Raw genomic sequence first — 25,989 nt, 5'->3', positions numbered from 1 at the left:
GGGATTGGGCGCCCGCAATGGGCCGCGCGCTGGGTCGAACTGTCTCTTACGGCGACTGACGAAGCCGGTCGATCCGATACAGCATGTCGGTCTCGTTGCGCCACACCGGCGTCATCCCGGCAACCAGCGCAGGATCGAATGCCGGCGGATCGATCAGCCACACATAATCGAACCGGTCGCGCGGGAGGCTCGCCAGTGCCGCGGCGATCGTGGAGAAAGCCGGCTGGATCGCGCACGGCGCGGCCAGCACCATCTGTGAAGGATCGGAATCATAGCCGGGAATCCCCGTCGCGACGATCTCCAACGGCGTGCTGCCGCCAAGCCGCCATTGATCGTTCGAGAAGGCGGCGCGCCGGGCGATCGCTAACCCCGGCAGATGGCCGGTGCGGCGATGCGCCCAGGGCTGCCCGCAGTAATCGCCGACGAAGCTGACCAGGCGGGCGCCCCGCGGTACATGATCGAGCGCGTCGAGATGCGCTTCCCAGGCGCGGCCGGTGATCGCCAGGCTCGCAGTGTTGCCGGCGATCCGCACGCCGAAAAAGGCGAGGCAGAGCATCGCGAGCGCGGCCTTTTCGCGCGCGCCCGTCGTCGCGCCGACGCGCAGGCTCAACAACCCGAGCATCACGACATAGGGCGCAAGGCGCATATCGGCGAAAGCCGAGTCGAACAGCATGAACGGCAGCAGCACGAAGGCTAGCAGCAGCAGCAGCCAGGCGAAGGTCACGGCACGGGCATGCTCGGTTCGCTCGCTGCGTATCGCGCGATAAAGCAGGATCGCGAGCAATGCCGCCGAGGCCATGTCGAACCCCGCCCAGCGGTCACGGAAGACCATCGTGAGCCAGCCGAGCTTGAAGCGGAGATCGAAGAAGCGCTGGGTGACGCTCTGTCCTTCGTTCGAGCGCCAGACGATCAGGAAGACGAAGGGAAGCGCGAGCGGCGCGCAGCCGAACCCCGCGTGGAAAATCGCAGCGGGCCAGGCGCGCCCCTGCCCGCGCATCCGCGCCAGCTCGGCGCCATAGGCCATCAGGCAGAGCGCGCCCCAGCCGACCACATGCGCAATCCACACCAGCGCCGCGAGCGGCACGAACAGCGCAGCGCGCACCCCCGGACGGCCCAGACGCCCGAGCCGCAGCCACAACGCAAAGGCGTTGAGGGCCAGCCCCATCGCCAGGCAGTGGTTCACGAAGCCGAAGTGGAGCGCGTAATTATAGGCAAGCGGCAGCGCGAGGAACGCCCAGGGCTGGACGCGGCCATGCACCTCCCGCGAGATCCACAGAATGCCGCTCGCGGTAAGCGCAATGGTTACCAGCATCGCCGCCTTGACCGCAGGCTCGAGCCCGATCAGCCGACCGAGCGACGCGACGATCAGGTCCACCCCCAGATTGCCGACGAAGCGCCATTCGAAGCGATACCATTGCCCGAGCACATCGGCATCGGTGCCGAGCATGACCCGATAGCGGCCGACATGGCCGGCAAGATCGGTAAATGGGGCCACCGTCGGCCACAGCAGCGGAACCAGCGTCAGCAGCACCGCCGCGGCGGCGAACCAGCGTGTCTCCCACCAAATGCGGGCGGGGTTCACTGCCCGGCCTTCGGAACGATGGCGAACAGCGCTGGAGTTTGGCCCGGCGGGGAGAGGCGCCGCAGCCAGGCGGGGGGGCGCCCGGTGCGCAACGCGTCGCTCAGCCGCGCCGGGCGTGCCGTCTGCCCGCCGAGCTCGGCAAAATCGCCCGGGCAAATGGCGACATAGCGAACCTGGAATTGGCGGGCGATCGCCGGTGCGTTCTCCTGCGGACCGAGGAAGAAGCGATACATCGCATCGTTGCCGGCGGAGTTGCGGTGATACGGTGCTGCGATCACGCGATGCGGCGTCGCTGCGAGCGCGAAAGCGCCGAGGTCGATCGGCGCCATCAGCGTGCCGGGCGGCAACGCGGCGAAGCGGGCGAGTGCGGCAGGCCCGGTGCAGTCGGCGGCAGGCGCGTCGCCTGCGGTGCGCGGAGCGAGCGCGGCACCGGCGATCGGATAGATTAGCCCCGCCGAGACCAGCCATGCCGGAACGAACATCCGGGCGCCCTTGGCGCGGGCGGCGGCGATCAGCGCGGCGAGTGCGGGCGCGGCAAGCAGCGCGCCGGCATAGGCGCCGCGGAGCTGGAGCAAGGTCAACACGAGCGCGCCAAGCTGGAGCGCGAGCAGGATGAGCCAGCGCGGATCGTCGGCACGGCGCCAGGCCCACAGCCCCGCAGCAATCCCGACGAGCATCAGTCCGGCATAGCCGATCGCATGGGCGAGCGGCGCACCGAACAGCGGCTGCGCCTCGGCGACATTGGCGAGCCACAGTTCGGCGAGCAGCGGATCCAACTCGCCATAAGGCCGCGTGCAGCCCGGCGACAGCGCCAGCGCCCCGAACAGCGCGACCGGTGCAGCGAAGAGCGTCGCGGCCACGCGCACCCGTCGCGAAGGCGAAGCGAAGCCGAGAATCGCGAGCGAAAGTGGCGCGAGTGCGGCGAACTGAGCGGCGCGCCACAGCGCGCCCGTAAAGCCGTCACAGCCGGGCCACGCCCAGCCGCTGGTGCGCAGCGCGGCCGCGGCGGCGGCAAGCGCAAGGACCAGCGCCACGGCAAAACCGGCAAGCCGCATCTGTCCCTCGCGGCCGTCGAACACCCAGCGCAGGACGATCGCGGCCCCGCTTATGCCGAGCAACGGCGCGGTTTCGATACCGATCGCGAGCGATGCGGCGATCGCCAGTCCGGCGGCGGCACCGCTGGCGAGGCTCCCCTGCCCCACCGCCGCGCGCGCGACGACCAGCAACAGCACCATCTGCAAGCCGTGATGGTCGATCCGACCGGGCATGAACAAGCTCGTCGCGGGATAAGCGAGCGCCGCCACCAGTGCCGCAAGCGGCCCCGAAACGCCGAGCGCGCGCGCACTCCCGGCGACCAGCGCGAGTGCGACGGCGAAGAGCAGCGCCGGCCAGACGATCACTGCGGCCAGTTCGGCGGCATGTGCCCCAAGCGGCGGCGCGAGCAGCCAGATCAGTGCAGCCGGGACCAGATCGGGCAACCGCGACCAGTGCATCTGCAGCCCTGGCGGAGCACCCAGCCGGTGCTGGGCGAGGTCGCCGAAGGCCTGCCCGTCGATCCAGTCGCGGATCTGCTGGAGCCGAACCATGTCGTCGGTATCGGGCAGGCGCAACGTCGAGAGATTCGTCCAGTCCTGCACGGCCCAGGCAAGCGTCAGAAGCCCCGCGAGGAGCAGCGCGACGCCGAGGTCGCGCAGTTGCCGGTCGAGCACCGTTTCGGGCATCCGACCGGCCTAATCGCACGCGGTTAACGCGCCGTTAGCGGTCGCGCCGCCCCAGCAGCCGCAGCCGCAGCGCGTTGAGCTTGATGAAGCCCGCCGCATCGCGCTGGTCATAGGCGCCCTGATCGTCCTCGAAAGTCACGACCTTCTCCGAATAAAGCGAATACGGCGATTTGCGCCCGGTCACGATCACGCTGCCCTTGTAGAGCTTCAACCGGACGGTGCCGGTCACCTTCTCCTGGCTATGGTCGATCGCCGCCTGGAGCATCTCGCGCTCGGGCGCGAACCAGAAGCCGTTATAGATGAGTTCGGCATAGCGCGGCATCAGCTCGTCCTTGAGGTGCGCCGCCCCGCGATCCAGCGTGACCTGCTCGATTCCGCGATGGGCAAGCGAATAGATCGTCCCGCCCGGCGTCTCATACATGCCGCGCGACTTCATGCCCACGAAGCGGTTCTCGACCAGGTCGAGCCGGCCGATGCCATGTTTGCGGCCCAGCTCGTTGAGCGCCGCCAGCAGCGTCGCTGGCGACATCGCCTCGCCGTTCAGCGCCACGCCGTCGCCGCGCTCGAAATCGATCGTGATCGTCTCGGGCGTGTCGGGCGCATCCTCCGGGTTCACCGTGCGCGAATAGACATAATCGGGCACTTCCTGCCACGGATCTTCGAGCACCTTGCCCTCGGACGAGGTGTGGAGAAGGTTCGCGTCGGTCGAGAAGGGCGCCTCGCCGCGCTTGTCGCGCGCGATCGGGATCTGGTGGGTCTCGGCGAATTCGATCAGTCGCTCGCGGCTGGTGAGGTCCCATTCGCGCCATGGCGCGATCACCTTGATGTCGGGCGCCAGCGCATAATAGCCAAGCTCGAAGCGGACCTGGTCGTTGCCCTTGCCGGTCGCGCCATGGCTCACCGCATCGGCGCTGACCATCCGCGCGATCTCGATCTGGCGCTTGGCGATCAGCGGCCGCGCGATCGAGGTGCCGAGCAGGTACAGCCCCTCATACATCGCATTGGCGCGCATCATCGGGAAGACGAAGTCGCGGACGAATTCCTCGCGCAGATCGTCGATGAAGATATGTTCGGGGCGGACGCCGGCCATCTCGGCCTTGCGGCGAACCGGCTCCAGTTCCTCGCCCTGCCCCAGGTCCGCAGTGAATGTGACGACCTCGCACTTATAGGTCTGCTGGAGCCATTTCAGGATCACGCTGGTGTCGAGTCCGCCCGAATAAGCGAGGACGACTCGGTTGATGCCGGCGTCGCCGGCGGGGCGATTGATCTGATCGGACATGAGGCGACTCCGGCATGCAGGGAACCGGCGCGCTCTAAGGGCGGCGGGGTCTGCGCGCAACCGTGACAGCATTTGTAAGTCCAACCGCCGCCGTACGCCCGCTAGCGTCTCTCCGCAGACTATGGGGGAGAGGGCGATGCGACTGTGGAAGCTTTGGTTGGGTTTCGCCGCGCTGGGCGCAGCCGGCGGTGTCGTCGCGACGCAAGGCAAGGGGTCGATGCCCGACGGCAGCCGCCTCCATTATGAGCGGCAAAACTGCCACGGCGCTTATGATCTGCTGAATGCCGATGTCGATGCCGGCAGAGCGCTTTCGGACGCCGATCAGGTCTGGGCGCGGGCGCATGAGGATGCTGCGCTGGCTGGAAAGCCTTGCCCTGCCCCGCCCGCCGCCTTGGCCAAGCGAGCGACCAACCGGACGGTCGTGACCCCGCACGGCGTGAAGATCCTCGTCAATTTCAAGAAGCAGAATGACGGCGCCGCCTGGTTCGAATCGGCGTATGGCGTTCTCACCGGCGCAGTGAAGCTCCCCGGCGTGACGCCCGCGGACGGCTTCGCGACTCTCCGCAAGGCAGTCGAACTGGAGGACCCCCCCGCGCAATTGTTCATGGGATCGCTCTACATCACCGGCGTCGCGACCGGGAAGGAGGACTATGCCGCCGCGCTTCCCTTCATCGAGAAGGCCGCTGCTGCCGGCCATGTCGACGCGCTGGCCATGGCGGGCAACTTCTACAAAAGCGGGGTCGGCACCAAAGCGGATCCGCGCAAGGCCTTCGCTTATTATGGGAAGGCCGCCGAGCGCGGGCATGTCTTTGCGACCTTCATGGCCGCCCATATGGCCAATGACGGCGAAGGAACGAAGAAGGATCACAAGCTCGCCTATCGGCTGGCGCGCAATCTGGCCGACCAAGGCGAAGTCGCGGGCGCAGTGCTCGCGGCCAGCGCGCTGCTCCAGCAGCGAAACGTCGGGAAGCACGAAGACGAGGTGCTCTACTGGATGGATGTCGCGCTGCGCGACGGCGATGCCAAGATCAAGGCAGAGATCGGCAAGTTCCGTCCGCAGGTGGTCGCCGCCTATAAAAGACTGAACGCCCCGCCCGAATATCGCCCCCGCGTGTGGAAGGCCTGCCCGATGAAGACAGTCTGCCGCGTTTCGCATTATACCGGCATCCAGCAGTGCACGACCAACAAGGATTATTGGAACGACTGCGACGGTTGAAGGAGGCGGGATGGCCGAGACCAAGACCAAGCCGACCGGGCTGAGCCCGGCCACGTTCATCGATGCGGTGGAGGATCCGGTGCGGCGCGAGGACGCCAAGGCGGTCTGCGCGATGATGGAGCGGATCTCGGGCGAGCAGGCCGCAATGTGGGGACCCTCGATCATCGGCTTCGGCAGCTATCACTATCGATATGAAAGCGGCCACGAAGGCGACATGGCGCGGATCAGCTTCAGCCCGCGCAAGGCCGAACTGGTGCTCTACATCACCGGCGGCTTCCCGCGGCACGCCGAGCTGATGGCTCGGCTCGGCAAGCACCGGACCGGCAAATCCTGCCTCTACATCAAGCGGCTGAGCGACGTGGACCGCGATATCCTCGAGGAGCTGATCCGGGAATCACTCGCCTGGATGGACGCGACCTACCCGCGCTGATCAACCGAAATGCCGCTGCACTTGGCCCTCCGGCATCCGCAGCGCCTGCTCGGCCTCGGCCATATAGTCGCGCGTGATAGGGAGCGCCGTCCGCGAGCGCGAGAATTGCAGCTGGTAGTTGACCAGCCCGCCATTGACGAAGGCCACATAGGATCCGGCGAGATAGAAGGTCCACATCCGGAAGAAGCGCTCGTCGTAGAGCGCGACGATCTCGTCGTGCGCGGCGACGGTACGATCGTACCAGGCCTTGAGCGTATAGGCATAATGGAGCCGCAGCACCTCGATGTCGGTCGGGAACATGCGCAGCCCCTCATAACCGCGGGCAATCTCCGACAGTGCGGGGATATAGCCGCCCGGGAAGATATATTTGAGCGTGAACGCATCGGTCACCCCCGGCGCACCGGCGCGGCCGATCGTGTGGAGCAGCATCACCCCCTCCGGCGTGAGCAGTTCGCGGCATTTGCGGAAGAAGGTGCGAAATTGCGGCGTGCCGACATGCTCGAACATGCCGACCGAGACGATTCGGTCGAACTGGCCCTGCACCGCGCGATAGTCGATCAGCTCGAAGCGCACCTTGTCGCTGACCCCCAGCACTTCGGCGCGCTCCCGTGCGACCTTCAGCTGCTCCTCGGACAGCGTGACCCCGAGCACCTCGGCGCCGGTCTTCTCGTGCAAATAGAGCGCCATCCCGCCCCAGCCGCAGCCGATATCGAGCACCTTCATCCCCGGCTCGATCGCCAGCTTGGCGGCGATATGCGCTTTCTTGTCCGCCTGCGCCCGCTCGAGGCTGTTGGCCGGATCGGTGAAGTAGGCACAGCTATATTGGCGATCGGCGTCGAGGAAGAGATCGTAGAGCCGGCGCGAAAGATCGTAGTGATGCGCGACGTTGCGCTGGGAGCGGCGCGCCATATTGTATCGCCCGATGCGGTGCTTGACGGCGTTGGCGAGGCGGGCGAGCGGCTTGGGCTCGAGCGCGGCGGTCGCATCCTCCCATCGATTGTTGCTGGTCATCAGCATGAGCAGGTCGAGGATGTCGCCCTGCTCGATCGTGAGGCGGCCATCCATGAATGCCTCCGCCGCTCCCAGGCTGGGGTCGCGCATGATCGCCGAGGCAGCGCCAGGCGCCAGCCGCAGCGTGACCGGCTTGAGCGCGGCATCGGGTTCGCCGAAGTTGCGCCGGGTTCCGTCCGCATGGAGTACCGTGAGGTCGCCGCGCTTGACCGCGCGCGCGAAGAAGTGATCGATCAGCGCCATCCGTAGCCCCGTGTCAGAATTACGCGCTCAAACTGGCAATGAGGGAGCGATTCCGCAATGCAGCAAAGGTATAGGGGTTGGCTTATATGCCCGCATACCATTCATAGCCGTTCGAATCCTCCCAGAAGCCTCCCTTGCCGCCGCCGATGCCGGCCAGGCTATCCACCGCCTGGACCCGCATGACATATTTGGCATGCTTGTAGCCGAGCTGGCGCTCGACCCGGAGCCGCAGCGGGGCGCCGTGGCCAACCGAGAGGGTCGCATCGTTCATTGCCCAGGCGAGAATCGTCTGGGGGTGGAAGGCGTCGACCAGATCGATCGATTCATAATAAGGCGCGCCGCCGATCCTGTCGGCGCAGTGGAAGACGATGTAGCGCGCCGTATCGCGCAAGCCGGCAAGCTGCAGCACGGTCTCGAGCCGCGGCCCCTGCCACTTGCCGATGGCGCTCCAGCCCTCGACGCAATCGTGCCGGGTGATCTGCGCGCGCTGCGGCAGCGACTGGAGCTGGGCGAGGCTGAGGCTAAGCGGGCGGGCGACGAGGCCGTCGACCGCCAGCCGCCAGTCCGAAAAGCGGTTGTTGGCCAGCGCGGCATAGTCGGGCGTATTGGGATTGTTGGTACCGTTGACCCGAAAGCGCGGGCTCATCTGGTCGGCCCGGAACTCGCGGGCGAGCGCGGCGCGACCGGTGATCGAGCGCTGGAGGAAGCGATGCGCTTCGTCCGCCCCCATCAGCGCTGGACTGTTGGTCAGCGAGTCGCAGCCGGCAAGCAGCGTGGCCCCCGTGCCGACGAGCAAAGTCCGGCGCGTGATCATGAGTGATCCTCCTCGGGCGCACGCCACCAGCCGCTGAGCATCGAGCGCACCTCGTTGATCGGCCCGGCCAGGATGACCAGCGTCAGGTGGACCACGACGAACGCCGTCATCAGCGCCATCGCGATGAAATGCACCGATCGCGCCGACTGCCGTCCGCCGAACAGGTCGGCGATCCACGGCCACATTCCCGGCGCGAGTGCGAGTCCGCTCAGGATCAGCAGCGGCGTGAGGACGAAAATCACGGCGACATAGCTCAGCTTCTGGAAAATGTTGTACGCGCGCAGGTCGTGCGGATCGTGGAAGCGCAGCGCCCAATGCGCCTTGAGGTCGGTCCGCAAGGCAGCGGGGCGAAGGTCGCGAGCGCGGATCCGCAGGTCGCGCTGGATGTGGCGATCGACCAGTCCGACGATCATATAGGCGAGCAGCCCGAAGGCGAGGACCAGTGCGAAGAACAGGTGCCAATGTCGCGCGCCGGAGAGGCTGTAATAGCTGGGCAACGTCAGCCAGCCGGGGAAGCCCGGCAATTCGAGCCAGGCCGGATCGAAATTGGCGCCGTAATTGCCCCAATAGAGCCGAGGATGCGCGTTGAAGATCATCAGCCCGCTGGCGATCAGGACGATCACCGCCAGCGCGTTGAGCCAGTGCCAGATGCGCGTGAACAGCCGGTGGCGATAGACCGCACGGCGTTCGATGCGAGGCTTTTCCATCCAGCAATCATCCGTATGCGCGTACGAAGAAGACCAGCGTGGTAACCCCCGTGACGATCAGCGTCCATATCCGCACCAGGCGATGCGACAAGCGCTTGCCCAGCTTCGCCCCCAGCCAACCCCCGACGATCCCGCCGAGCAGCATCGGCACCGCGAAGCTCCAGCGCACCAGTCCCGCCGCGATGAAGACGAAGGCCGCGGCGAAATTGGCGACGGCGAGCAGCAGCGTGCGGATCGAGAAGAGCGAACGCGGGTCGGCGCCGGCGAGCAGGCCATAGGTCGCGGTGGTCATCAGCCCGACCCCGCCGCCGAAATAGCCGCCATAGATGCCCAGCAGGCTCTGCGCGACGAACAAGGTCCGGCGCCCGATCGTCACGCGCGCACGCAGCCAATCGGACGCGGCGCGGCCGAACGCCATCACCACGAAGCCGAGCAGCAACAGCCAGGGGATGATGAAATCGAACGCGCGGCTGGGGGTCAGGACGAGGAGCACGCTGCCGACCAGCCCGCCCGCAAAGGTGACCGCGGCGAGCGTGCGGGGGCTGACCCCGCCCACCGGCGCCAGTTCGTCGCGAAACGCCCAGGCGCTGGCGGCCGCGCCCGGCAGCAGAGCGACGTTGGAGGTGGCGTTGGCCACGTTCGACGGAACGCCGAGCGCGATCAGCGCCGGCAGCGTCGCGAAGGTCCCCCCGCCGGCAAGCGCATTCATCGCGCCGCCCATCAGCCCTGCGGTGGCGGCCAAAGCAAGGGAAGAAATGTCGAGAACGAGCCTAGCCCAAAGCCGCGAGTTTCTCTTCCGCCTGGCGATCCAGCTCTGCCCTGCTCTTTTTCTCCGACGCGGTCTTCAGCTGCCCGCAGGCCGCATCGATGTCGCGCCCGCGCGGGGTCCGCACCGGCGCCGAGATGCCCGATTCGAAGATGATCGACGAGAAGGACTTGATCCGCTCAGGCGTCGAACATTCATAAGGCGCGCCCGGCCAGGGATTGAAGGGAATGAGGTTCACCTTCGCCGGCAGGTCGTAATGCTTCAGCAGGCGGACGAGCTCGCGCGCGTCGGCGTCGCTGTCATTCTTGTCCTTCAGCATCACATATTCGAAGGTGATCCGCCGGGCATTGTTGGCGCCTGGATAATCGGCACAGGCCTGGAGCAGTTCCTCGATCCCGTATTTCCGGTTGATCGGGACGATCTCGTCGCGGACTTCCTTGGTGACCGCATGAAGCGAGACCGCTAGGTTCACCCCGATCTCCTCGCCCGCGCGCGCCATCATCGGCACCACGCCCGAAGTGCTGAGCGTGATACGCCGCTTCGAGAGCGCGAGCCCGTCCCCGTCCATCACCAGCTTCAATGCATCGCGGACATTGTCGAAATTATAGAGCGGCTCGCCCATCCCCATCATCACGATGTTGGTCAGCATCCGCCCCTCGGGCTGGCTCGGCCATTCGCCCAGGCCATCGCGCGCGAGCATCACCTGGCCGACGATCTCGGCAGGATTGAGGTTGCGCACCAGCCGCATTGTCCCGGTGTGGCAGAAGCGGCAGTTGAGCGTGCAGCCTACCTGCGACGAGACGCAGAGCGTCCCGCGGTCCGCATCGGGGATGAAGACCATTTCATAATCCTGGCCGTCGTCCGATCGCAGCAGCCATTTGCGCGTGCCGTCGGTCGAGACCTGCGCCTCGACCACCTGCGGGCGCGAGATCACGAAACGCTGCGCCAGCCAGGGCTGCATCGTCTTCGAAATGTCGGTCATCAGCGAAAAATCGGTGACGCCGCGATTATACATCCAGTGGAAGATCTGCTTGGCGCGCAGCTTTGCCTGCTTGGGCTCGAGCTGCGACGTCTCCAGCGCCATGCGAAGATCGAGGCGGGACAGGCCCAGCAAATCGATGCGGCCATCCGCGCGCGGTACAAGGGCCCGCGGTACGGGCACGGGATCGATGTGCCCGGGGATAGGCATTAAAGCGGCCGACTCTGTCTGCATGGGCGGCCATATAGGCGAAATTGCGCGCAAATTCCACTCCCTACCCTGCAAAAGCCACGCCACGCCGTGCTTTGGCTTGGGATCGAGCGCCGGCTGCCCAGCTTGAATGCAAGGGGGCACCATCATTTGGAGCAAGATATGTTGTTCAAGACCATGTTTCTGACGACCGCAATGCTCGTCACGCCGGCGGCACTCGCGCAGGATGCGCAGCCCGCAACGGCACCCGCCACGCAGCAGGCACCGACCGCCACCACGACCCCGGCGCCCGCTGCCACACCGACGGCTAGCGCCACTGCATCGGCGGTCACCGACACCGAAGTGAACCAGTTCGCGGCAGCCGCTCTCGCCGCGGCCAAGGTCCGGGAGGATACGACGATCCCCGAGGCCGACAAGAATGCCAGGCTCGTCGCCACCGTGACCGGATCGGGGCTTAGCGCCGAGCGATTCAATGCGATTTCGCAGGCGATGCAGGCCGATCCCGCGCTCAATCAGCGTATCCAGGCCGCCGCAGCGAAGCAGCAGCCGGCAGCACCCGCCCAATGAGCATCCGGGGGCGGCAGTGAGTGCCGCCCCCATGCCCTATCCTTGGCATCCCGTCCACGCGACGAACTGCCGATGAGACGATCAGCGCCCCGCGCAGCCGACCGCGGCCGCGTCGATCGCGGTCGCCGCGCCCCGGAGCCCATAGCTGTCGGCGAACGGCGCGCCGTTCGCGCCGACCGTCTCGACGCTCATACTCCGACCGTCGCGAATTGCGGCGACGACCGCGCCGTCTGTTCGCGGATCGGGTGCCCAGGCGTCGGCTGGTCCGGCACGAAGCTCGAAGCGGCGCTCGCCGATCGAGAGCGTGACGCGCGCATTGGCTGCGCGGGGTCGGCTCAAGCGGATGTGGAGCTGATTGCGCACGCCGTCGCGCGGCCAGGTCGCGATGCTTGCAAAGGCGCCACGGCCGGCGCGATCGGCCGGCTGAGCGATCGCGAAGCAGCGTAGCGGCGAGGCGTCGCGAAACGCACCCCATCCCTCGAACGTACCGAGCGACTCGCGCGGCAGTAGCGCGAGCAGCAGTGCGAATGCCATCATGCAGGCGCCGAGTGACGACCGGTGCCGGTATGGACCGTCGTTTCCAAACCTTGCTCGATCATCACTATCGATCCCTGCGGTAGGTCGGCCGCTACGGGGGCATTGAATTGCGGCATCACATCCTTGTTGGTCATCACCCCGCGCAGGATGCGGCTCGACATGCCGTGCATGATTACCAGCCGGTCGCCCGGATCCTGATCGGTATCCGCGAGCCAGGCCGAAACCCGCTTCGCGATCGCATCATACCATTCGCCCCCTTCCGGCGGGCGCGAGTAGAGTCCATGCTCATGGTCCAGGAAGCCACCCACTTCCTTTTCCAGATCGGCATAATAGCGGCCGCTCCACGCCCCCATTCCGATCTCCACGAGCCGATCGTCGGTTTTCACTTGGTGCCAGTCGAGCTCGAGATGCTCGCAGATCACTGCCAGCGTCTGCAGCGCCCGCCCCGCACTTGACGACCATAATGTCAGCGCCGGCTTGGGCCCGAGCAGATCGCGCAGCGCCGCGCCCATAGCATCGGCCTGGGCAAAGCCCGCGCGAGTCAGCGGGGTATGCGGATGATCGCCCTGCATCCGGTGTGCAACGTTGAACACGGTTTCGCCATGACGAGCGATGAAGTCGCGGCCCTTGCGGTGGTTCGGCATGATGATCCTCTCAGCGTTTCACGGGGCTCAACGCAAGGGCAAGCCGCAAGTTTGTTTCCCTCTGCAATCACGGCGCCTGAACACCGCTTGGCAACGACCGGCGGATTTCAAGGAGCCGAGCGCGGATTCTGTCTGGAAATTCGACGAGCCGAGCCTGCCGCTCTAACGGCGCTGTGGCCAGAAAAGCACGGTTTTCCGCGTTTATCTGAGGTTCATGCAATTCCGACTCCGGCACCCTAGTTATCAGCCGGCCCGATGTGTTGGGCCTGTTACCAAGGAGTTTATGATGCGTAAGACCCTTCTCGCAGCCTCGGCACTTGCCGCTGCAACGCTTTTCTCGGCCCCCGCTTTCGCGCAGGATTCGGCCCCCGGCGGCTTCCGCGTCGGTGTGATCGGCGGCCTCGACATCGTCCGTCCGGGCGACAGCGAGGATTCGCGCGTTCGCGGCGACGACCAGAGCATCGAGGGTGCCCTATACGGCATCGAGGCCGGCTATGACATTCCGCTCGGCGGCGCAATCCTGGGCATCGAGGGTGAGTTCAGCGGTTCGACCGCCAAGGTCACGACCGACAGCAGCGACCCCAATTTCTTCGGCTATGGCCGCGTCAAGGCGGGCCGTGACCTCTATGTCGGCGCGCGGCTCGGCTTCGAGGCGGCATCGGGCACGCTGGTCTATGCCAAGGGCGGCTACACCAATGCCCGGCTCGATGTGACCGCCGACAACGGCACTTCGACCCGCGACGAGAACTTTCAGCTCGACGGCTGGCGTTTGGGCGCGGGCGTCGAGAAGTCGATCGGCACCAACACCTATGCCAAGCTCGAATATCGCTACTCGAACTACACCAATGCCGATTTCCAGTTCGCGAACGGCGCGGTGACCGACACGTTCGATATCGATACCGATCGGCACCAGATCGTCGCAGGCGTCGGCTTCCGCTTCTGAGCGTCACGCTGCGTCGGCTGCACGCCGGACCATTTAGGTGTGCATGAAAGGGTCGGGGCGCTTGCCCCGGCCCTTTTTGGCGTTAGAGTTTATGAACGAAGCAGTAGCCAGCGTCGGATTCGTGCGCGGCACCGGGGGTTTTGAGATGAAGGCGACGATCGAACGCGCAACTCTGTTGAGGGGCCTCAGCCACGTCCAGTCGGTGGTCGAGCGGCGCAACACGATCCCCATCCTCTCCAACGTGCTGATCGAGGCGCAGGCCGGCGGCACGATGCGGCTGATGGCGACCGATCTCGATCTCCAGATCGACGAGACGATCCCCGCCGCAGTCGACCAGCCCGGCGCGATCACCGTCTCGGCGCATACCTTGTTCGATATCGTGCGGAAGCTGCCCGAGGGGTCGCAGGTCGAGCTCAGCGCCGCCGAGGGACGGATCACGGTCAATGCCGGCCGCGCCAAGTTCACGCTGGCGACGCTGCCGCGCGACGATTTCCCGATGATCGCCGAGGGCGAGCTGCCGACGACGTTCGAGCTGCCAGCGGAAACGCTGAAGCAGATCATCGACAAGACCAGGTTCGCGATCTCGACCGAAGAAACGCGTTACTATCTCAATGGCATCTTCCTCCACGTGACGGATGAAGCCGTGCCGCTGATGCGCGCCGCCGCCACCGACGGCCACCGGCTCGCGCGCGTCACCGTCGCCCGCCCCGACGGCGCCGAGGCGATGCCCGACGTGATCATCCCGCGCAAATGCGTGGCCGAACTCCGGAAGCTGCTCGACGAGGTCGACGGTTCGGTCGGCGTGACGCTCTCCACGTCGAAGATCCGCTTCGATCTGGGCCAGGCGATCCTCACTTCGAAGCTGATCGACGGCACCTTCCCCGATTACAGCCGCGTCATCCCGACCGCGAACGACAAGATCCTCAAGATCGATCCCAAGAGCTTCATGGAGGGGGTCGATCGCGTCTCGACGATCGCCACCGAGAAGACGCGCGCGGTCAAGATGGGGCTAGATCGCGACAAGATCATCCTCTCGGTCACCAGCCCAGAAAACGGCACCGCTGCCGAGGAGGTGCCCGGCGACTATGCCGCGCTACCGTTCGAGATCGGCTTCAACAGCCGCTATCTGATGGACATCCTCGCGCAGATCGAAGGCGATCTGGTCGAAGTCCATCTCGCCGACGCGGCCGCGCCGACGCTGATCCGCGAGAATGATCAGTCGCCGGCGCTCTATGTGCTGATGCCGATGCGGGTCTGAGCCGGCGGCTACTCCGCCTTAATCGTGCTCACCTCGGCCTGCGCGCGGTCGCGCACCGCTTTCACGCGCGCCTCGCTCTGCCGCTCGAGGATCCGTGCTTCTTCACGTAGCGCCTCGGCGCGGGTCTTGAGCCGTTCGGCATCGAAGCTGTTCGCCGCCTCGGCCTGCGCCGCGGCCGTATCGGCCTCGCCCCGCATCGCGGCGATCTGATTCCCGAAGCCCGACTCGATCTCGCGCGCCTCCGCTTCCGCCATATCCTCGATATTGTCGATTCGCGCCTCTTCGGGCGTCGCGGGGCCGCAAGCCGAAAGTAGCAAGGCGGCCAAGACCAAAGTGGCGCTCCAAAGTTTCATCGAGTCGATCTCCTGTCGGGCGCGTAACGGTTCGGAAGGGACTTCGTTGCGACGAAGCGAATTGAACAAGTGCACCAGCGCTGCTATTTACATCAGTGTAAGTTAAAACTGCAGGCAACACCATGGCTACCCAGGCATCCCAGGCGATCAACCCAGGCATCCCGCTCAAGCGCGAATGGGGCACTGCGCTCTCCGCGCTGCGCCGGTTGCTCGCGAACGGCGACGATACCGAGCAGGTTTTCCGGATCATGCGCGCGCTCAACGGCGACGTCACCCAGCGCAATTACCGCAAGCTGCTGACGATGCCCGGCGGCGGACGCCTCGCCTATCAGCGCATCGAGCTTGCCGAACGGCTCTCGGACCGCGCGTGGATCGACAGCTTCCCCGAAGGAACGGTGGGCGCCGCCTACCGTGCCTTTCTCGACGCCACCGGCTATTCGGCGAAGGGCCTGGCCGAGGTCAGCGTCAACGCGATCGGCGATGCCGGGCTCGAGATGGAGCATCCCTATGCCTGGATGGGCCGGCGCGAGCGCGACATCCATGATCTGTGGCACATCACCACCGGCTACAAGGCCGACGAGCATCTGGGCGAAGCGTGCCTCGTCGCTTTCTCCTATGCACAGACCGGCGGTCTCGGCTGGGCGATGATCGCGGTCGGTGCGGCGCTCAAGAGCATCCGGATCACCGGCAAGCTCGATTTCGCCAAGGCGGTGATCGAAGGCTATCGCTGCGGCAAGCGCGCCGTCTGGCTGCACGGCGAGGATTATGAGACGCTGCTGGCCGAGCCGATCGACGCCGCGCGCCGCCGGCTGAACATCACCCCGCCGGTGCAGTATCGGGTCGCGCAGGCCAGCCTCGCCGCGGCGGGACTGACCGGGATCTAGTGACTCGACGCGATTGGTTCGGCTTCACTTCGCCTGGGGTTGCCCTGGGGCAGGAGTCGGAGCCGGGATCGCCCCCCGCGCCGCCTTCGCCCGCTCGCGCTCGGCGACCATGCGCGTCTTCAGGGCCACCTTGTCGAGCGTCGGCTCCGGCAGCGCGAGGTCCGCTGCCGACAAGGGGGTCCTCTCGATTTTCTCCAGCTTGAGCGCGTCGCCGAAGCGCAGCACCGTGCCCTTGCCCAGCATCTCGGCGACGCTCTTCTCCAAATTGCCCTGCCCGCCCTGGACCTGCTCCATGCTGGCCGCGCCCATCCGGGTCTGCATCGCCAGCGCCTTGCCGATATTGGCATAAGCCGGGTCGCTGCTGATCACCGCCTCCACTTCGTCGGGGCTCGTCGCCCCTTTCGGCTGCGCCTTCCACAGGTCCCCGCTGATTCCGGCGACGGTTTCGGTGCCGCCCTTGGTCAGCGCATATTCGGGCTGGGCCCCGAGCCCGATCGGCTTCATCCCGCCCTCGCGCATCATCTCGCCCATAACTGCGATGAAATCGCCGACCCGGGCGGTGAACGGCCCTTGGCTGTCGCGCAGGACCAGATATTCGGCGCCGCCTCGCGTCACCAGAACCTGCTCCCCCGAATCGATCCGGGCGTCGCCATTGGCCGCCGCCTTGACCGTTAGCGTACCGGCGCCGCCGCCCAGCGAATAGCGCGCGGTCAGATCCTCGGGCGCGTTCGAACAGCCGGCGAGAAGCAAGGCCGCCGCGGCGGCAAGGCAGATACGGATCATGGAAACTCCTTCACCCCTTCATCGGCGAAGCGCTGTGCGGCGGCAAGTGGCTGCGCTAGGGACAGGCCAATGGCCGTCACGCGTCTCGTCCTGACCGATTTCCGCAACCATGGCGACGCCGTGTTGACGCCCGGCCGCGGCTTCGTGGTGCTGACGGGCGAGAATGGCGCCGGCAAGACCAACATCCTGGAAGCCGTGTCGCTGCTCGCGCCGGGGCGCGGCCTGCGCCGTGCACCGCTGAGCGAGATGGCGCGCCAGGGCGGCAGCGGCGGGTTCGGGGTCGCCGCCGCGCTTGATGATGTCGAGATCGGCACCGGCGTGCAGCCCGATGCGCCCGAACGGCGGCTGGTCCGCGTCAACGGCGCGGCCCGCGCGGCGGCGGTGCTTGCCGAATGGGTGACCATCCTGTGGCTGACCCCGGCGATGGACCGGCTGTTCGTCGAGGGTCCGAGCGACCGCCGGCGCTTCCTCGACCGGCTGACCCTGGCGCTGAACCCCGGCCATGCCCACCACGCGACGCGCTACGAAGCCGCGATGCGCCAGCGCAACCGCCTGCTCGCCGGAGACGCGCCGCCCGAGCCCGAATGGCTTTCGGCGCTCGAGGCGCGGATGGCGGAGCATGGCGCGATGCTCGACGCCGCTCGCCGCGAGACCGTCGCCCTCCTCGGCGCCCGGCTCGCGGCGCAGCCCGAGGGTCCCTTCGCGCGTGCCGGGCTGGTCCTCGAGGGCTGGACGGGTGACGCTGCCGCGCTTGCCCAGGCGTTGCGGGACGGTCGGCGGCGCGATGTCGCCGCCGGGCGTACGCTTGCCGGCCCGCACCGTGTCGATCTGCTCGTCACGCATCTCGGCAAGGCGCAGCCTGCCCAGCTCTGCTCGACCGGCGAGCAGAAGGCGTTGCTGCTCGGCATCGTCCTCGCCCATGCCGAGCTCGTCGGCGAGCGCACCGGCCGCGCGCCGATCCTGCTGCTCGACGAGGTCGCCGCGCATCTCGACCCCAGCCGCCGCACCGCCTTGTTCGAACGGCTCGCCGGCAAGGGGCAGGTCTGGATGACAGGCACCGAGGCGGCATTGTTCGCAGCGGTGCCGGACGATGCGACACGATATCGGGTGACGCAGGGGCTGATCGAATCAGTCTAGGGACGGATTCGGCGAACGTGAATCTCTCACGCCGTCGAAGGCCGGATTGCGCTCCCGGATGCGTTCGGTCAGCAAGGTGGCGAAGCCCAGCCAGGCCACGAGCGGGACGGCGGTTGCAGCCGCGACACGATCGACCTTCCACGCAGTCACGACATAGGCACCCGTGCCCACCGCCATCGCACCCGCCGCCGCGGTGCTGGCGTTCAGATCGTGGCGGCGGAAGAATATCTCGGTCCAGCCGCCGATCATGCCGGCGTTGGCCAGCCAGAGCCCCGCGGCCACATTCCGCGCCGGGCTCGATGGCGCCCGCAACAAGCGATATCCGCCCACCGCGAAGCTGGTCGACAGGAGCGGCCAGGCACCGCCGAACACCGGGTCGGGCGGGGTATAAGACGGTTTCGCCAGTCGCTTGTACCAGCGCCGGATGCCGGGATGGAACGGCGCGGGCGCGTTGCGCATGCCGAGCAGCATGCTTGCGCCGAGGACGCCGGCCACGATGCCGGCGGCGGCGGTTTTGGAAAGGCCTGTCGAGGGATTGGACTTGGCTGCGGAAGTCATTCTTCGTCCATTTTGTAAGGGCTTCAGGCGTATAACGCCCCGACAAGCCTTGCGGGCCCTGGACCCCGCGGCCCGAGCAGCACCGCGCCCATTTCGCTTTCGTTTCGGTCCCCGCGACCCTATATGCTGGGCATGGCAACGAACGACGATCAGACTCCCGAAAACCTCCCCAACGCAAACGCCTACGGCGCCGACAGTATCAAGGTCCTGAAGGGCCTCGACGCGGTCCGCAAACGCCCGGGCATGTATATCGGCGATACCGACGACGGCTCGGGCCTCCACCACATGGTGTTCGAGGTGTCGGACAATGCGATCGACGAGGCGCTGGCCGGGCATTGCGACCGGATCATCATCCAGCTCAACGCCGACGGATCGGTGAGCGTCGAGGATAATGGCCGCGGCATCCCCACCGGCATCCACAGCGAGGAAGGCGTGTCGGCCGCCGAGGTCATCATGACCCAGCTCCACGCCGGCGGTAAGTTCGAGAATACCTCCGACGACAATGCCTACAAGGTCTCCGGCGGCCTCCACGGCGTCGGCGTTTCGGTGGTCAACGCGCTCAGCGAGTGGCTCGATCTCAACATCTGGCGCGACGGGGAAGAGCATTATATGCGCTTTGCCCATGGCGATGCCGTCGCACCGCTGAAGGTACTGGGGCCAGCGCCCGAGGGCAAGAAGGGCACGCGCGTTACCTTCCTCGCCAGCCCGCAGACCTTCAAGATCACCGAATATGATTTCGAGAAGCTCGAGCATCGCTATCGCGAGCTTGCCTTCCTGAACTCGGGCGTCCGACTGCTGATGCGCGACGCGCGGCACGAGGAGGTCAAGGAAGTCGAGCTCTATTATGAAGGCGGGATCGCCGCGTTCGTCAAATATCTCGATCGCAACAAGGTGCCGTTGATGCCCGAGCCGGTGGCGATTTCGGGCACCCGCGACGACGTGACGATCGACGTCGCGCTCGAGTGGAACGACAGCTATTACGAGAATGTCCTCGCCTTCACCAACAACATCCCCCAGCGCGACGGCGGCACCCATCTCGCCGCGTTCCGCGCCGCGCTGACCCGCACGCTCAACAATTATGCCGAGAAATCGGGCGCGATGAAGAAGGAGAAGGTCAGCCTCACCGGCGACGACATGCGCGAGGGACTTACCGCGATCGTCTCGGTCAAGCTGCCCGATCCCAAGTTCAGCTCGCAGACCAAGGACAAGCTGGTCTCGTCCGAGGTCCGCCAGCCGCTCGAAAGCCTGATGGCCGACAAGCTGGCGGAATGGCTCGAGGAAAATCCGCAGACCGCGCGCCAGATCATCCAGAAGGTGATCGACGCCGCCGCCGCGCGCGAGGCCGCCAAGAAGGCGCGCGAGCTCACCCGGCGCAAGGGGGTGATGGACATCGCCTCGCTCCCCGGCAAGCTCGCCGACTGCCAGGAGCGCGATCCCGCCAAGTCCGAACTGTTCCTGGTCGAGGGCGACTCCGCCGGCGGCTCCGCCAAGCAGGGCCGCGACCGCCATTTCCAGGCGATCCTGCCCTTGCGCGGCAAGATCCTCAACGTCGAGCGCGCGCGCTTCGATCGCATGCTCGGGTCTCGCGAGATCGGCACACTGATCCAGGCGATGGGCACCGGCATCGGCCGCGACGACTTCAACGTCGAGAAGCTGCGCTACCACAAGATCGTCATCATGACCGACGCCGACGTCGACGGCGCGCATATCCGCACGCTGCTGCTGACCTTCTTCTATCGCCAGATGCCCGAGATCATCACCAACGGCCATCTCTACATCGCCCAGCCGCCGCTCTACAAAGCCACCAAGGGCCGCTCGGAAGTCTATCTGAAGGACGATTCGGCGCTCGACCAATATCTGGTCGATGCCGGGGTCGGCGGGAATGTGCTGGAGACCGCCAATGGTGCGCGCAGCGGCGAGGATCTGCGCGAACTGGTCGAGCATGCCCGCCGCATGCGGACGCTGATGCGCTACGTCCCGCGGCGCTACGATCCGATGATCATCGAAGTGCTGGGCTTGGGCGGCGGGCTCGATCCCGCGGCATCGCGCGAAACGCGCGCGGAGAGCCTGACGACCGTGGTCACCCGCCTCGACGCGGCGGACCAGGACGCACGCTGGTCGGCGCGTGTGACCGAAGATGGCGGCTATCATTTCGAGCGGCGCTGGCGCGGCGTCACCGATCATCACATCGTCGAGGCGGCATTCCTGATCTCCGCCGAGGCTCGCAAGCTCCACGCGCTCGCGGTGGAGCAGGCGCCAAGCTATCTGATGCCGTCCAAACTGGTCCCGTCCAAGGCAGTCGCGGCCACCGAAGCGGAGGCAGCCGTGGCTTTGGCCGAAGCCGAAGAAGGCGAGGAGCCTGTCGCGATCGCCAAGGGCCAGACTCTGGTCTCGCGCCCGAGCCAGCTGCTCGACGCGATCCTGGCGGCCGGCCGCAAGGGCCTCGCGATCCAGCGCTACAAGGGCCTCGGCGAGATGAACGCCGAGCAGCTCTGGGAAACCACGCTCGATCCGCAGAACCGCTCGATGCTGGTCGTGCAGGTCGACCAGGCCGACGTCGCCGACGCGATCTTCACGCAGCTGATGGGCGATGTGGTGGAGCCGCGCCGCGACTTCATCCAGCAGAATGCGCTGAGCGTCGCGAATTTGGACGTGTAAATCTCCCGCTCCCGTTGGGAGAGGGAAGGGGCCCGCCGCCGTCAGGCGGTGGGAAGGGCGAGGGCAGCATCTCCGCCTCGACCCTCACCCTTCCGGCGCTACGCGCCTCCCTCCCTCTCCCAACGGGAGAGGGATTCTAGCGAAACGCCCAGCGCAAGGTATTCCGTACCCCCCGCGTGCCGATGCGCAGCGCCGGGGTCGCCAGCCCCGCACTCGGAAGTCCATGCATCCGCCGCGCCCAATCGGGCAGCAGGTCGACTGCCGCCTGGAAGGTGAGCGCCTGAAACGGCCGCACTGCCAGGCTGGGTGCGGGCTGATCGAGCACCAGCCGCGCCACTTCGCGTGTGCGGGCATCGGCGACCAGCTCGCCGCGCATCGACGCGATCAGCGCCTCCGCCTCGGCGCGGCTATGGGGCACCGGCGCGCCCCCAAGTCGTTCGCCGATCACCGCGAACTCATTGAAATAGCGGTCCTGATCGGCCAGGCTCATCCCCGGCTCGGCATAGCGGATCCAGGCATCGAGGAAGCTCACAGCCTCGGTCACATGCACCCAGGCGAGCAGATCCGGATCGCCCGCGGTGTAAGGCCGACCGTCGGGAAGCACGCCGTGGACATGGGTGTGCACCCGGCGCACCTTCTCGATGATCGCATCGGCATCGTCGCGCGATCCATACGTCGTGACGGCGATGAAGCGCGCGGTACGGCGCAGCCGGCCGATCATGTCGGTGCGGAAATTGCTATGGTCCCAGACCCCCGCCAGCACCGCCGGGTGGAGCATCTGCAGCAACAGCGCCGTCACCCCGCCGACCATCATCGTCGTCACGTCGCCATGCACGCGCCACACCACCGAGTGCGGGCCGAACAGGCCGTCGTCGCGGCGTACCACCGGGCGCTCGCCCTTCGCCTTGTCGTTGAACACGGCGCGGACCTGGCCGATTAGGGCGCTCTTGAGCGTATGCGCAGCGTGGGCGGCGGGGTTCATCTCCTACAAGCTAGGGGCTCGCAGCGCCGGGGCAAGTTCCCTCGGCCCCATGTCCCTGCTAACAGGGCATTAACTATCGCCTGGAGTCGCATATCTTGCCGATCCCGAAGCTTGGCCGCGCAGCCTTCGCCGCCGCCGGGTTGCTCGCCACCGCCGGACCCGCACGGATGCAGTCCCCGGGAGGCTCCAGCCAGTCCCCCGAGAGACCGATGCTGGTGGTGATCGATATCGCGACCCAGCGGCTGATCGCCTATCGCGGCGGGGTGCCGATCGCGACATCGGCCGTATCGACGGGCAAGCCGGGGCATCGCACGCCCACCGGGGTGTTCACCATCCTGCAAAAGGCGGCCAAGCACCGCTCGAATATCTACAGCAACGCGCCGATGCCCTTCATGCAGCGGCTGACCTGGCAGGGCATCGCCCTGCACGGCGGAGCGCTGCCCGGCTATCCGGCGTCGCACGGCTGCATCCGCCTGCCCCACGCCTTCGCCAGCCAGTTGTTCCAGCAAACTCGACTCGGCATGACCGTGGTGGTGATCGACCAGCGACAGGGGTCTCGCCCCGCGCGCGGCCCGCAGCGCGGCGAACGCGCTTACTGGCGCCCCGATCTCGCGACCAGCGGCCCGGTTTCGATCGTCGTCAGCGGCGCCGATCGACGGATGATCGTGCTGCGAAACGGAGTCCAGATCGGCTCGGCGCCGGTCGCCTTCGACGGGACGATCGAGCGCGCGCAAGCCTATGTCTTGGAGGACCGCAATCGCTGGTCGCGGATTCCCCTTCCAGGCGACGCGGCGGCAATGCCGGTGGCGGCGCATCCGGCCGGCGATGACTCCGCGGAGGCCGACCCGTTCCGCCAGGCGCTTGCCGAGGTGGTCGGGCCGGGCACGACGATGCTGGTCGTGCCCGACAGCCTGGCCGACGGGATCGGCGCGCTGCCGCCCCCGGTACGGGATTTCGAGGATGACCGGGTGCTCGCGGCGTGGCGCGCCGATGATGAGGTGACCGGAGGGCGTTGACCCCGCGGCTATTGCAGTGCAGCAACCGAGGTCATGGCAAGCCTGGCGATCGCAAACAACCCGGACATCCGCTTCCTGGGTCGGCTCCTCGGTGACGTGATCCGCGCTTATGGCGGCGAGGAGCTGTTCAAGCGCATCGAATATATCCGCGCCACCTCGGTCGATCGCCATCGCGGCGTCGCCGGCGCCGCCGCGATCGATCCGGGCCTCGATCGCCTCACGCTCGACGAGATGCTCGATTTCGTCCGCGGCTTCATGCTCTTCTCGATGCTCGCCAACCTCGCCGAGGATCGCCAGGGCGTCGCGACCGAGAAGGATGCCGACGTCGCGGCGGCGCTCAAGCGCCTCGAGGCCGAGGGGATCGGCCATGACACGGTGATGGCGCTGCTCGATCATGCGCTGATCGTGCCCGTGCTGACCGCGCACCCCACCGAAGTGCGCCGCAAATCGATGATCGACCATAAGAACCGGATCGCCGAGCTGATGGCGCTCAAGGATCTGGGGCGCGACGAGACCGAGGATGGCGACAAGGTCGAGGAAGCGATCCTCCGCCAGATCGCCTTGCTGTGGCAGACCCGCGTACTCCGCCGCGAGAAACTGGGCGTCGCCGACGAAGTCGAGACCGCGCTTTCCTATCTGCGCGACGTGTTCCTGCCCGTGCTCCCAGCGCTGTACGCCCGCTGGGATCGTGCGCTGGGCGAGCGCGCGCCGAGCTTCCTGCGCGCCGGCTCGTGGATCGGCGGCGACCGCGACGGCAATCCCTTCGTCACCGCCGAATCGATGCGACTGGCGCTGGCGCGCTCGGCCGAGACGGTGCTGGTTTACTATATGGACTCGGTCCACGCACTCGGCGCCGAGCTGTCGATCTCGACCGAGCATACACCGGTGAGCGACGCGGTTCTCAAGCTGGCCGAAGCCAGCCACGACAAGGGCAAGAGCCGCCAGGACGAGCCCTATCGCCAGGCGCTGTCGGGAATCTACGCCCGCCTCTCGGCGACCCATGAGAAGCTGACCGGTAAGCGCGCGCCCCGGCCCGCCCCGCTAACCGCCGAAGCCTATGCAGGACCCGGCGACTTTCGCGAAGAACTGGTCGCGATCGCCCGCGGCCTCGCCGCCGAGGAGGGCGGACCGCTGGCAAGCGGCGGCGCGCTCGGCCGATTGATCCGCGCGGTCGAGACCTTCGGCTTCCATCTCGCCACGCTCGACATGCGCCAGAACAGCGCGGTGCATGAGAAGGTAGTAGCCGAATTGCTCAAGGCCGCGGGCGTCTGCGACGACTATCTCGCGCTCGACGAGGATGCGCGCGTCGCGACGCTGCGCCATGAGCTGCAGAGCCCGCGCCTGCTGACCAGCCCCTATGCCGATTATTCGGAAGAGACCGCCTCCGAACTGGCGATCGTCAAGGCCGCCGCCGAGGCGCACGCCCGCTACGGGCGCCAGTGCATCACCCATTATATCGTCTCGATGGCGCAGTCGGTCTCGGACCTGCTCGAAGTCCATATCCTCCTCAAGGAAGCCGGCCTCTATCTACCGGGCGAAAATCCCCAGGCGCATATCATGGCGATCCCCTTGTTCGAGACGATCGCCGATCTCCAGGGCGCGCCGGCGATCATGGGAGCATGGCTCGGCCTCCCCGAAGTCTCGGCCATCGCCGCGGGCCGTGGGCATCAGGAAGTGATGATCGGCTATTCCGATTCGAACAAGGATGGGGGGTATCTCACCTCCACCTGGCAGCTCAGCCGCGGCTCGACCGCGCTGAAACCGGTGTTCGAGAAGGCCAATCTCGGCATGCAGCTGTTCCACGGCCGCGGCGGCGCGGTCGGGCGCGGCGGTGGATCGTCCTTTTCGGCGATCCTCGCCCAGCCGCGCGGCACCGTGCAGGGCCGCATCCGCATCACCGAGCAGGGCGAAGTGATCGCCGCCAAATATGGCACCCGCGCCAGCGCGATGACCAATTTGGAGGCGATGGCATCGGCGACGCTGCTCGCCAGCCTCGAGCCTGAGAAGCTCGCCCCGGCCGATGCCGCCCGCTTCGCCGCGGCGATGGACCAGCTCTCCGAGACGGCGTTCAAGGCCTATCGCGGGCTGGTCTACGAGACCGAGGGCTTCCGCACCTTCTTCCGCCAGGCCACCCCGATCGCCGAGATCGCCGGGCTCAAGATCGGTTCGCGCCCCGCCAGCCGCAAGAAATCCGACGCGATCGAGGATCTGCGCGCGATTCCCTGGGTGTTCAGCTGGTCGCAGGCGCGGATCATGCTGCCCGGTTGGTACGGCGTCGGCGCCGCGCTGGAGGCATTCGAGGACAAGGGGCTGCTGCGCGAAATGGCCGCGGGCTGGCCCTTCTTCGCCTCGGCGCTCGCCAATATGGAGATGGTGCTCGCCAAGTCCGATATGGACGTCGCGCGCCATTATGCCGCCTTGGTCGAGGATGAGGGTCTTCGCGACGGCATCTTCACCCGCATCCGCGACGGATGGCAGGCGACGCACGACGGGCTGCTTAGCGTCACCCGCCAGACCCGGCTGCTGGAAAAGCATCCCGGCCTGGAGACCTCGATCCGCCTGCGCCTGCCCTATATCGAGCCGCTCAACCTGCTCCAGATCGAACTGCTCAAGCGACACCGCGCCGGCGAGGACGATGCGCGGATCGGCGAGGGCATCCTCCTCTCGATCAACGCCATCGCCACGGCGCTCCGCAACTCGGGCTAGGCACG

At 66.8% G+C, this 25,989-nt stretch carries 25 protein-coding genes; 11 read left to right on the top strand and 14 right to left on the bottom strand.

Annotated features, from left to right (window positions below; translation table 11 throughout):
• Window positions 1–46: 46 nt before the first annotated feature.
• The 3 genes from OKW87_RS14105 to OKW87_RS14095 are packed head-to-tail and all read right to left on the bottom strand — an operon-like array spanning window position 47 to window position 4,582.
• A complete protein-coding gene (locus OKW87_RS14105) occupies window positions 47–1,582 on the bottom strand; it encodes a hypothetical protein (protein WP_265540448.1) in 1,536 nt (511 codons plus the stop codon).
• A complete protein-coding gene (locus OKW87_RS14100; RefSeq protein ID WP_265540446.1) occupies window positions 1,579–3,303 on the bottom strand; it encodes a hypothetical protein in 1,725 nt (574 codons plus the stop codon). The genes OKW87_RS14105 and OKW87_RS14100 overlap by 4 nt, the downstream gene beginning before the upstream one ends.
• A 34-nt stretch (window positions 3,304–3,337) precedes the next feature.
• Complete coding sequence (locus tag OKW87_RS14095; RefSeq protein WP_265540444.1) at window positions 3,338–4,582, bottom strand: argininosuccinate synthase; 1,245 nt, start codon at window positions 4,580–4,582, stop codon at window positions 3,338–3,340.
• Between the two features lie 136 nt (window positions 4,583–4,718).
• Between OKW87_RS14095 and OKW87_RS14090 the strand changes: the two genes are divergently transcribed.
• Both OKW87_RS14090 and OKW87_RS14085 read left to right on the top strand, forming a co-directional pair.
• Window positions 4,719–5,798 carry a tetratricopeptide repeat protein gene (locus OKW87_RS14090; protein ID WP_265540442.1) on the top strand — a complete coding sequence of 360 codons (1,080 nt, stop codon included), beginning with the start codon at window positions 4,719–4,721 and terminating at the stop codon, window positions 5,796–5,798.
• 10 nt (window positions 5,799–5,808) lie between these two features.
• The gene (locus OKW87_RS14085; protein WP_265540441.1) at window positions 5,809–6,228 is read left to right on the top strand and encodes a DUF1801 domain-containing protein; all 420 of its coding nucleotides are present in this window, start codon (window positions 5,809–5,811) and stop codon (window positions 6,226–6,228) included.
• Here the strand turns inward: OKW87_RS14085 and OKW87_RS14080 are convergent, their stop codons facing one another.
• From OKW87_RS14080 to rlmN, 5 genes are all read right to left on the bottom strand, one after another.
• A complete protein-coding gene (locus OKW87_RS14080) occupies window positions 6,229–7,482 on the bottom strand; it encodes an SAM-dependent methyltransferase (protein WP_265540439.1) in 1,254 nt (417 codons plus the stop codon).
• An 82-nt stretch (window positions 7,483–7,564) separates the two neighbouring features.
• Window positions 7,565–8,296 (bottom strand): molybdopterin-dependent oxidoreductase, encoded by a 732-nt coding sequence (locus OKW87_RS14075; RefSeq protein WP_265540437.1) that lies wholly within the window; start codon window positions 8,294–8,296, stop codon window positions 7,565–7,567.
• Window positions 8,293–9,003 (bottom strand): cytochrome b/b6 domain-containing protein, encoded by a 711-nt coding sequence (locus tag OKW87_RS14070; protein ID WP_265540435.1) that lies wholly within the window; start codon window positions 9,001–9,003, stop codon window positions 8,293–8,295. Before OKW87_RS14070 ends, OKW87_RS14075 begins: the two co-directional genes overlap by 4 nt.
• A gap of 7 nt (window positions 9,004–9,010) precedes the next feature.
• Window positions 9,011–9,745 (bottom strand): sulfite exporter TauE/SafE family protein, encoded by a 735-nt coding sequence (locus OKW87_RS14065; RefSeq protein ID WP_265540433.1) that lies wholly within the window; start codon window positions 9,743–9,745, stop codon window positions 9,011–9,013.
• Window positions 9,746–9,773: 28 nt separating this feature from the next.
• Window positions 9,774–10,958, bottom strand: a complete 1,185-nt coding sequence (gene rlmN, locus OKW87_RS14060) for a 23S rRNA (adenine(2503)-C(2))-methyltransferase RlmN (RefSeq protein ID WP_265540431.1) — start codon at window positions 10,956–10,958, stop codon at window positions 9,774–9,776.
• 162 nt (window positions 10,959–11,120) lie between these two features.
• Here rlmN and OKW87_RS14055 point away from each other — a divergent pair, with 162 nt between their 5' ends.
• Complete coding sequence (locus tag OKW87_RS14055) at window positions 11,121–11,525, top strand: DUF4168 domain-containing protein (RefSeq protein ID WP_265540429.1); 405 nt, start codon at window positions 11,121–11,123, stop codon at window positions 11,523–11,525.
• Between the two features lie 81 nt (window positions 11,526–11,606).
• Here OKW87_RS14055 and OKW87_RS14050 read toward each other — a convergent pair whose 3' ends face one another.
• Window positions 11,607–12,062 carry a hypothetical protein gene (locus OKW87_RS14050; RefSeq protein WP_265540428.1) on the bottom strand — a complete coding sequence of 152 codons (456 nt, stop codon included), beginning with the start codon at window positions 12,060–12,062 and terminating at the stop codon, window positions 11,607–11,609.
• Complete coding sequence (locus tag OKW87_RS14045; RefSeq protein ID WP_265540426.1) at window positions 12,059–12,706, bottom strand: histidine phosphatase family protein; 648 nt, start codon at window positions 12,704–12,706, stop codon at window positions 12,059–12,061. Before OKW87_RS14045 ends, OKW87_RS14050 begins: the two co-directional genes overlap by 4 nt.
• Here OKW87_RS14045 and OKW87_RS14040 point away from each other — a divergent pair.
• The 3 genes from OKW87_RS14040 to dnaN all read left to right on the top strand — a co-directional run bounded on the left by OKW87_RS14040 (window position 12,705) and on the right by dnaN (window position 14,907).
• Window positions 12,705–12,872 carry a hypothetical protein gene (locus OKW87_RS14040; protein WP_265540423.1) on the top strand — a complete coding sequence of 56 codons (168 nt, stop codon included), beginning with the start codon at window positions 12,705–12,707 and terminating at the stop codon, window positions 12,870–12,872. The two genes, OKW87_RS14045 and OKW87_RS14040, sit on opposite strands and share 2 nt — an antisense overlap.
• Before the next feature lie 120 nt (window positions 12,873–12,992).
• Entirely contained in the window at window positions 12,993–13,649 is a 657-nt protein-coding gene (locus tag OKW87_RS14035) for an outer membrane protein (RefSeq protein WP_265540421.1), read from the top strand.
• Window positions 13,650–13,794: 145 nt separating this feature from the next.
• Window positions 13,795–14,907 (top strand): DNA polymerase III subunit beta, encoded by a 1,113-nt coding sequence (dnaN, locus tag OKW87_RS14030; protein ID WP_265544132.1) that lies wholly within the window; start codon window positions 13,795–13,797, stop codon window positions 14,905–14,907.
• 8 nt (window positions 14,908–14,915) lie between these two features.
• Here dnaN and OKW87_RS14025 read toward each other — a convergent pair whose 3' ends face one another.
• Window positions 14,916–15,260 (bottom strand): hypothetical protein, encoded by a 345-nt coding sequence (locus OKW87_RS14025; RefSeq protein WP_265540420.1) that lies wholly within the window; start codon window positions 15,258–15,260, stop codon window positions 14,916–14,918.
• Window positions 15,261–15,382: 122 nt separating this feature from the next.
• Here OKW87_RS14025 and OKW87_RS14020 point away from each other — a divergent pair, with 122 nt between their 5' ends.
• Window positions 15,383–16,144 (top strand): Coq4 family protein, encoded by a 762-nt coding sequence (locus OKW87_RS14020; RefSeq protein ID WP_265540418.1) that lies wholly within the window; start codon window positions 15,383–15,385, stop codon window positions 16,142–16,144.
• A gap of 24 nt (window positions 16,145–16,168) precedes the next feature.
• Here OKW87_RS14020 and OKW87_RS14015 read toward each other — a convergent pair whose 3' ends face one another.
• Window positions 16,169–16,927 (bottom strand): hypothetical protein, encoded by a 759-nt coding sequence (locus OKW87_RS14015; RefSeq protein WP_265540416.1) that lies wholly within the window; start codon window positions 16,925–16,927, stop codon window positions 16,169–16,171.
• 69 nt (window positions 16,928–16,996) lie between these two features.
• Here OKW87_RS14015 and recF point away from each other — a divergent pair, with 69 nt between their 5' ends.
• Window positions 16,997–18,064: a DNA replication/repair protein RecF gene (gene recF / locus OKW87_RS14010; RefSeq protein WP_265540413.1), complete on the top strand. Its 1,068-nt coding sequence runs from the start codon at window positions 16,997–16,999 to the stop codon at window positions 18,062–18,064.
• On the opposite strand, the gene OKW87_RS14005 is transcribed toward recF, so the two are convergent.
• Window positions 18,056–18,622: a TspO/MBR family protein gene (locus OKW87_RS14005; RefSeq protein ID WP_265540411.1), complete on the bottom strand. Its 567-nt coding sequence runs from the start codon at window positions 18,620–18,622 to the stop codon at window positions 18,056–18,058. The two genes, recF and OKW87_RS14005, sit on opposite strands and share 9 nt — an antisense overlap.
• 123 nt (window positions 18,623–18,745) lie before the next feature.
• Here OKW87_RS14005 and gyrB point away from each other — a divergent pair, with 123 nt between their 5' ends.
• The gene (gene gyrB / locus OKW87_RS14000) at window positions 18,746–21,280 is read left to right on the top strand and encodes a DNA topoisomerase (ATP-hydrolyzing) subunit B (RefSeq protein ID WP_265540409.1); all 2,535 of its coding nucleotides are present in this window, start codon (window positions 18,746–18,748) and stop codon (window positions 21,278–21,280) included.
• A 136-nt stretch (window positions 21,281–21,416) separates the two neighbouring features.
• Here the strand turns inward: gyrB and OKW87_RS13995 are convergent, their stop codons facing one another.
• On the bottom strand, window positions 21,417–22,262 hold the full coding sequence (locus tag OKW87_RS13995; protein WP_265540407.1) for an oxygenase MpaB family protein: 846 nt from the start codon (window positions 22,260–22,262) through the stop codon (window positions 21,417–21,419).
• 95 nt (window positions 22,263–22,357) lie between these two features.
• On the opposite strand from OKW87_RS13995, the gene OKW87_RS13990 reads away from it, so the two are divergent.
• Complete coding sequence (locus tag OKW87_RS13990) at window positions 22,358–23,278, top strand: L,D-transpeptidase family protein (protein WP_265540405.1); 921 nt, start codon at window positions 22,358–22,360, stop codon at window positions 23,276–23,278.
• Between the two features lie 33 nt (window positions 23,279–23,311).
• Window positions 23,312–25,984, top strand: a complete 2,673-nt coding sequence (ppc, locus tag OKW87_RS13985; protein WP_265540403.1) for a phosphoenolpyruvate carboxylase — start codon at window positions 23,312–23,314, stop codon at window positions 25,982–25,984.
• Window positions 25,985–25,989: the final 5 nt, after the last annotated feature.

The sequence above is a fragment of the Sphingomonas sp. M1-B02 genome (assembly GCF_026167525.1).
Lineage (GTDB): Bacteria > Pseudomonadota > Alphaproteobacteria > Sphingomonadales > Sphingomonadaceae > Sphingomonas.
This window is presented reverse-complemented; position numbering and strand designations above follow the sequence as displayed.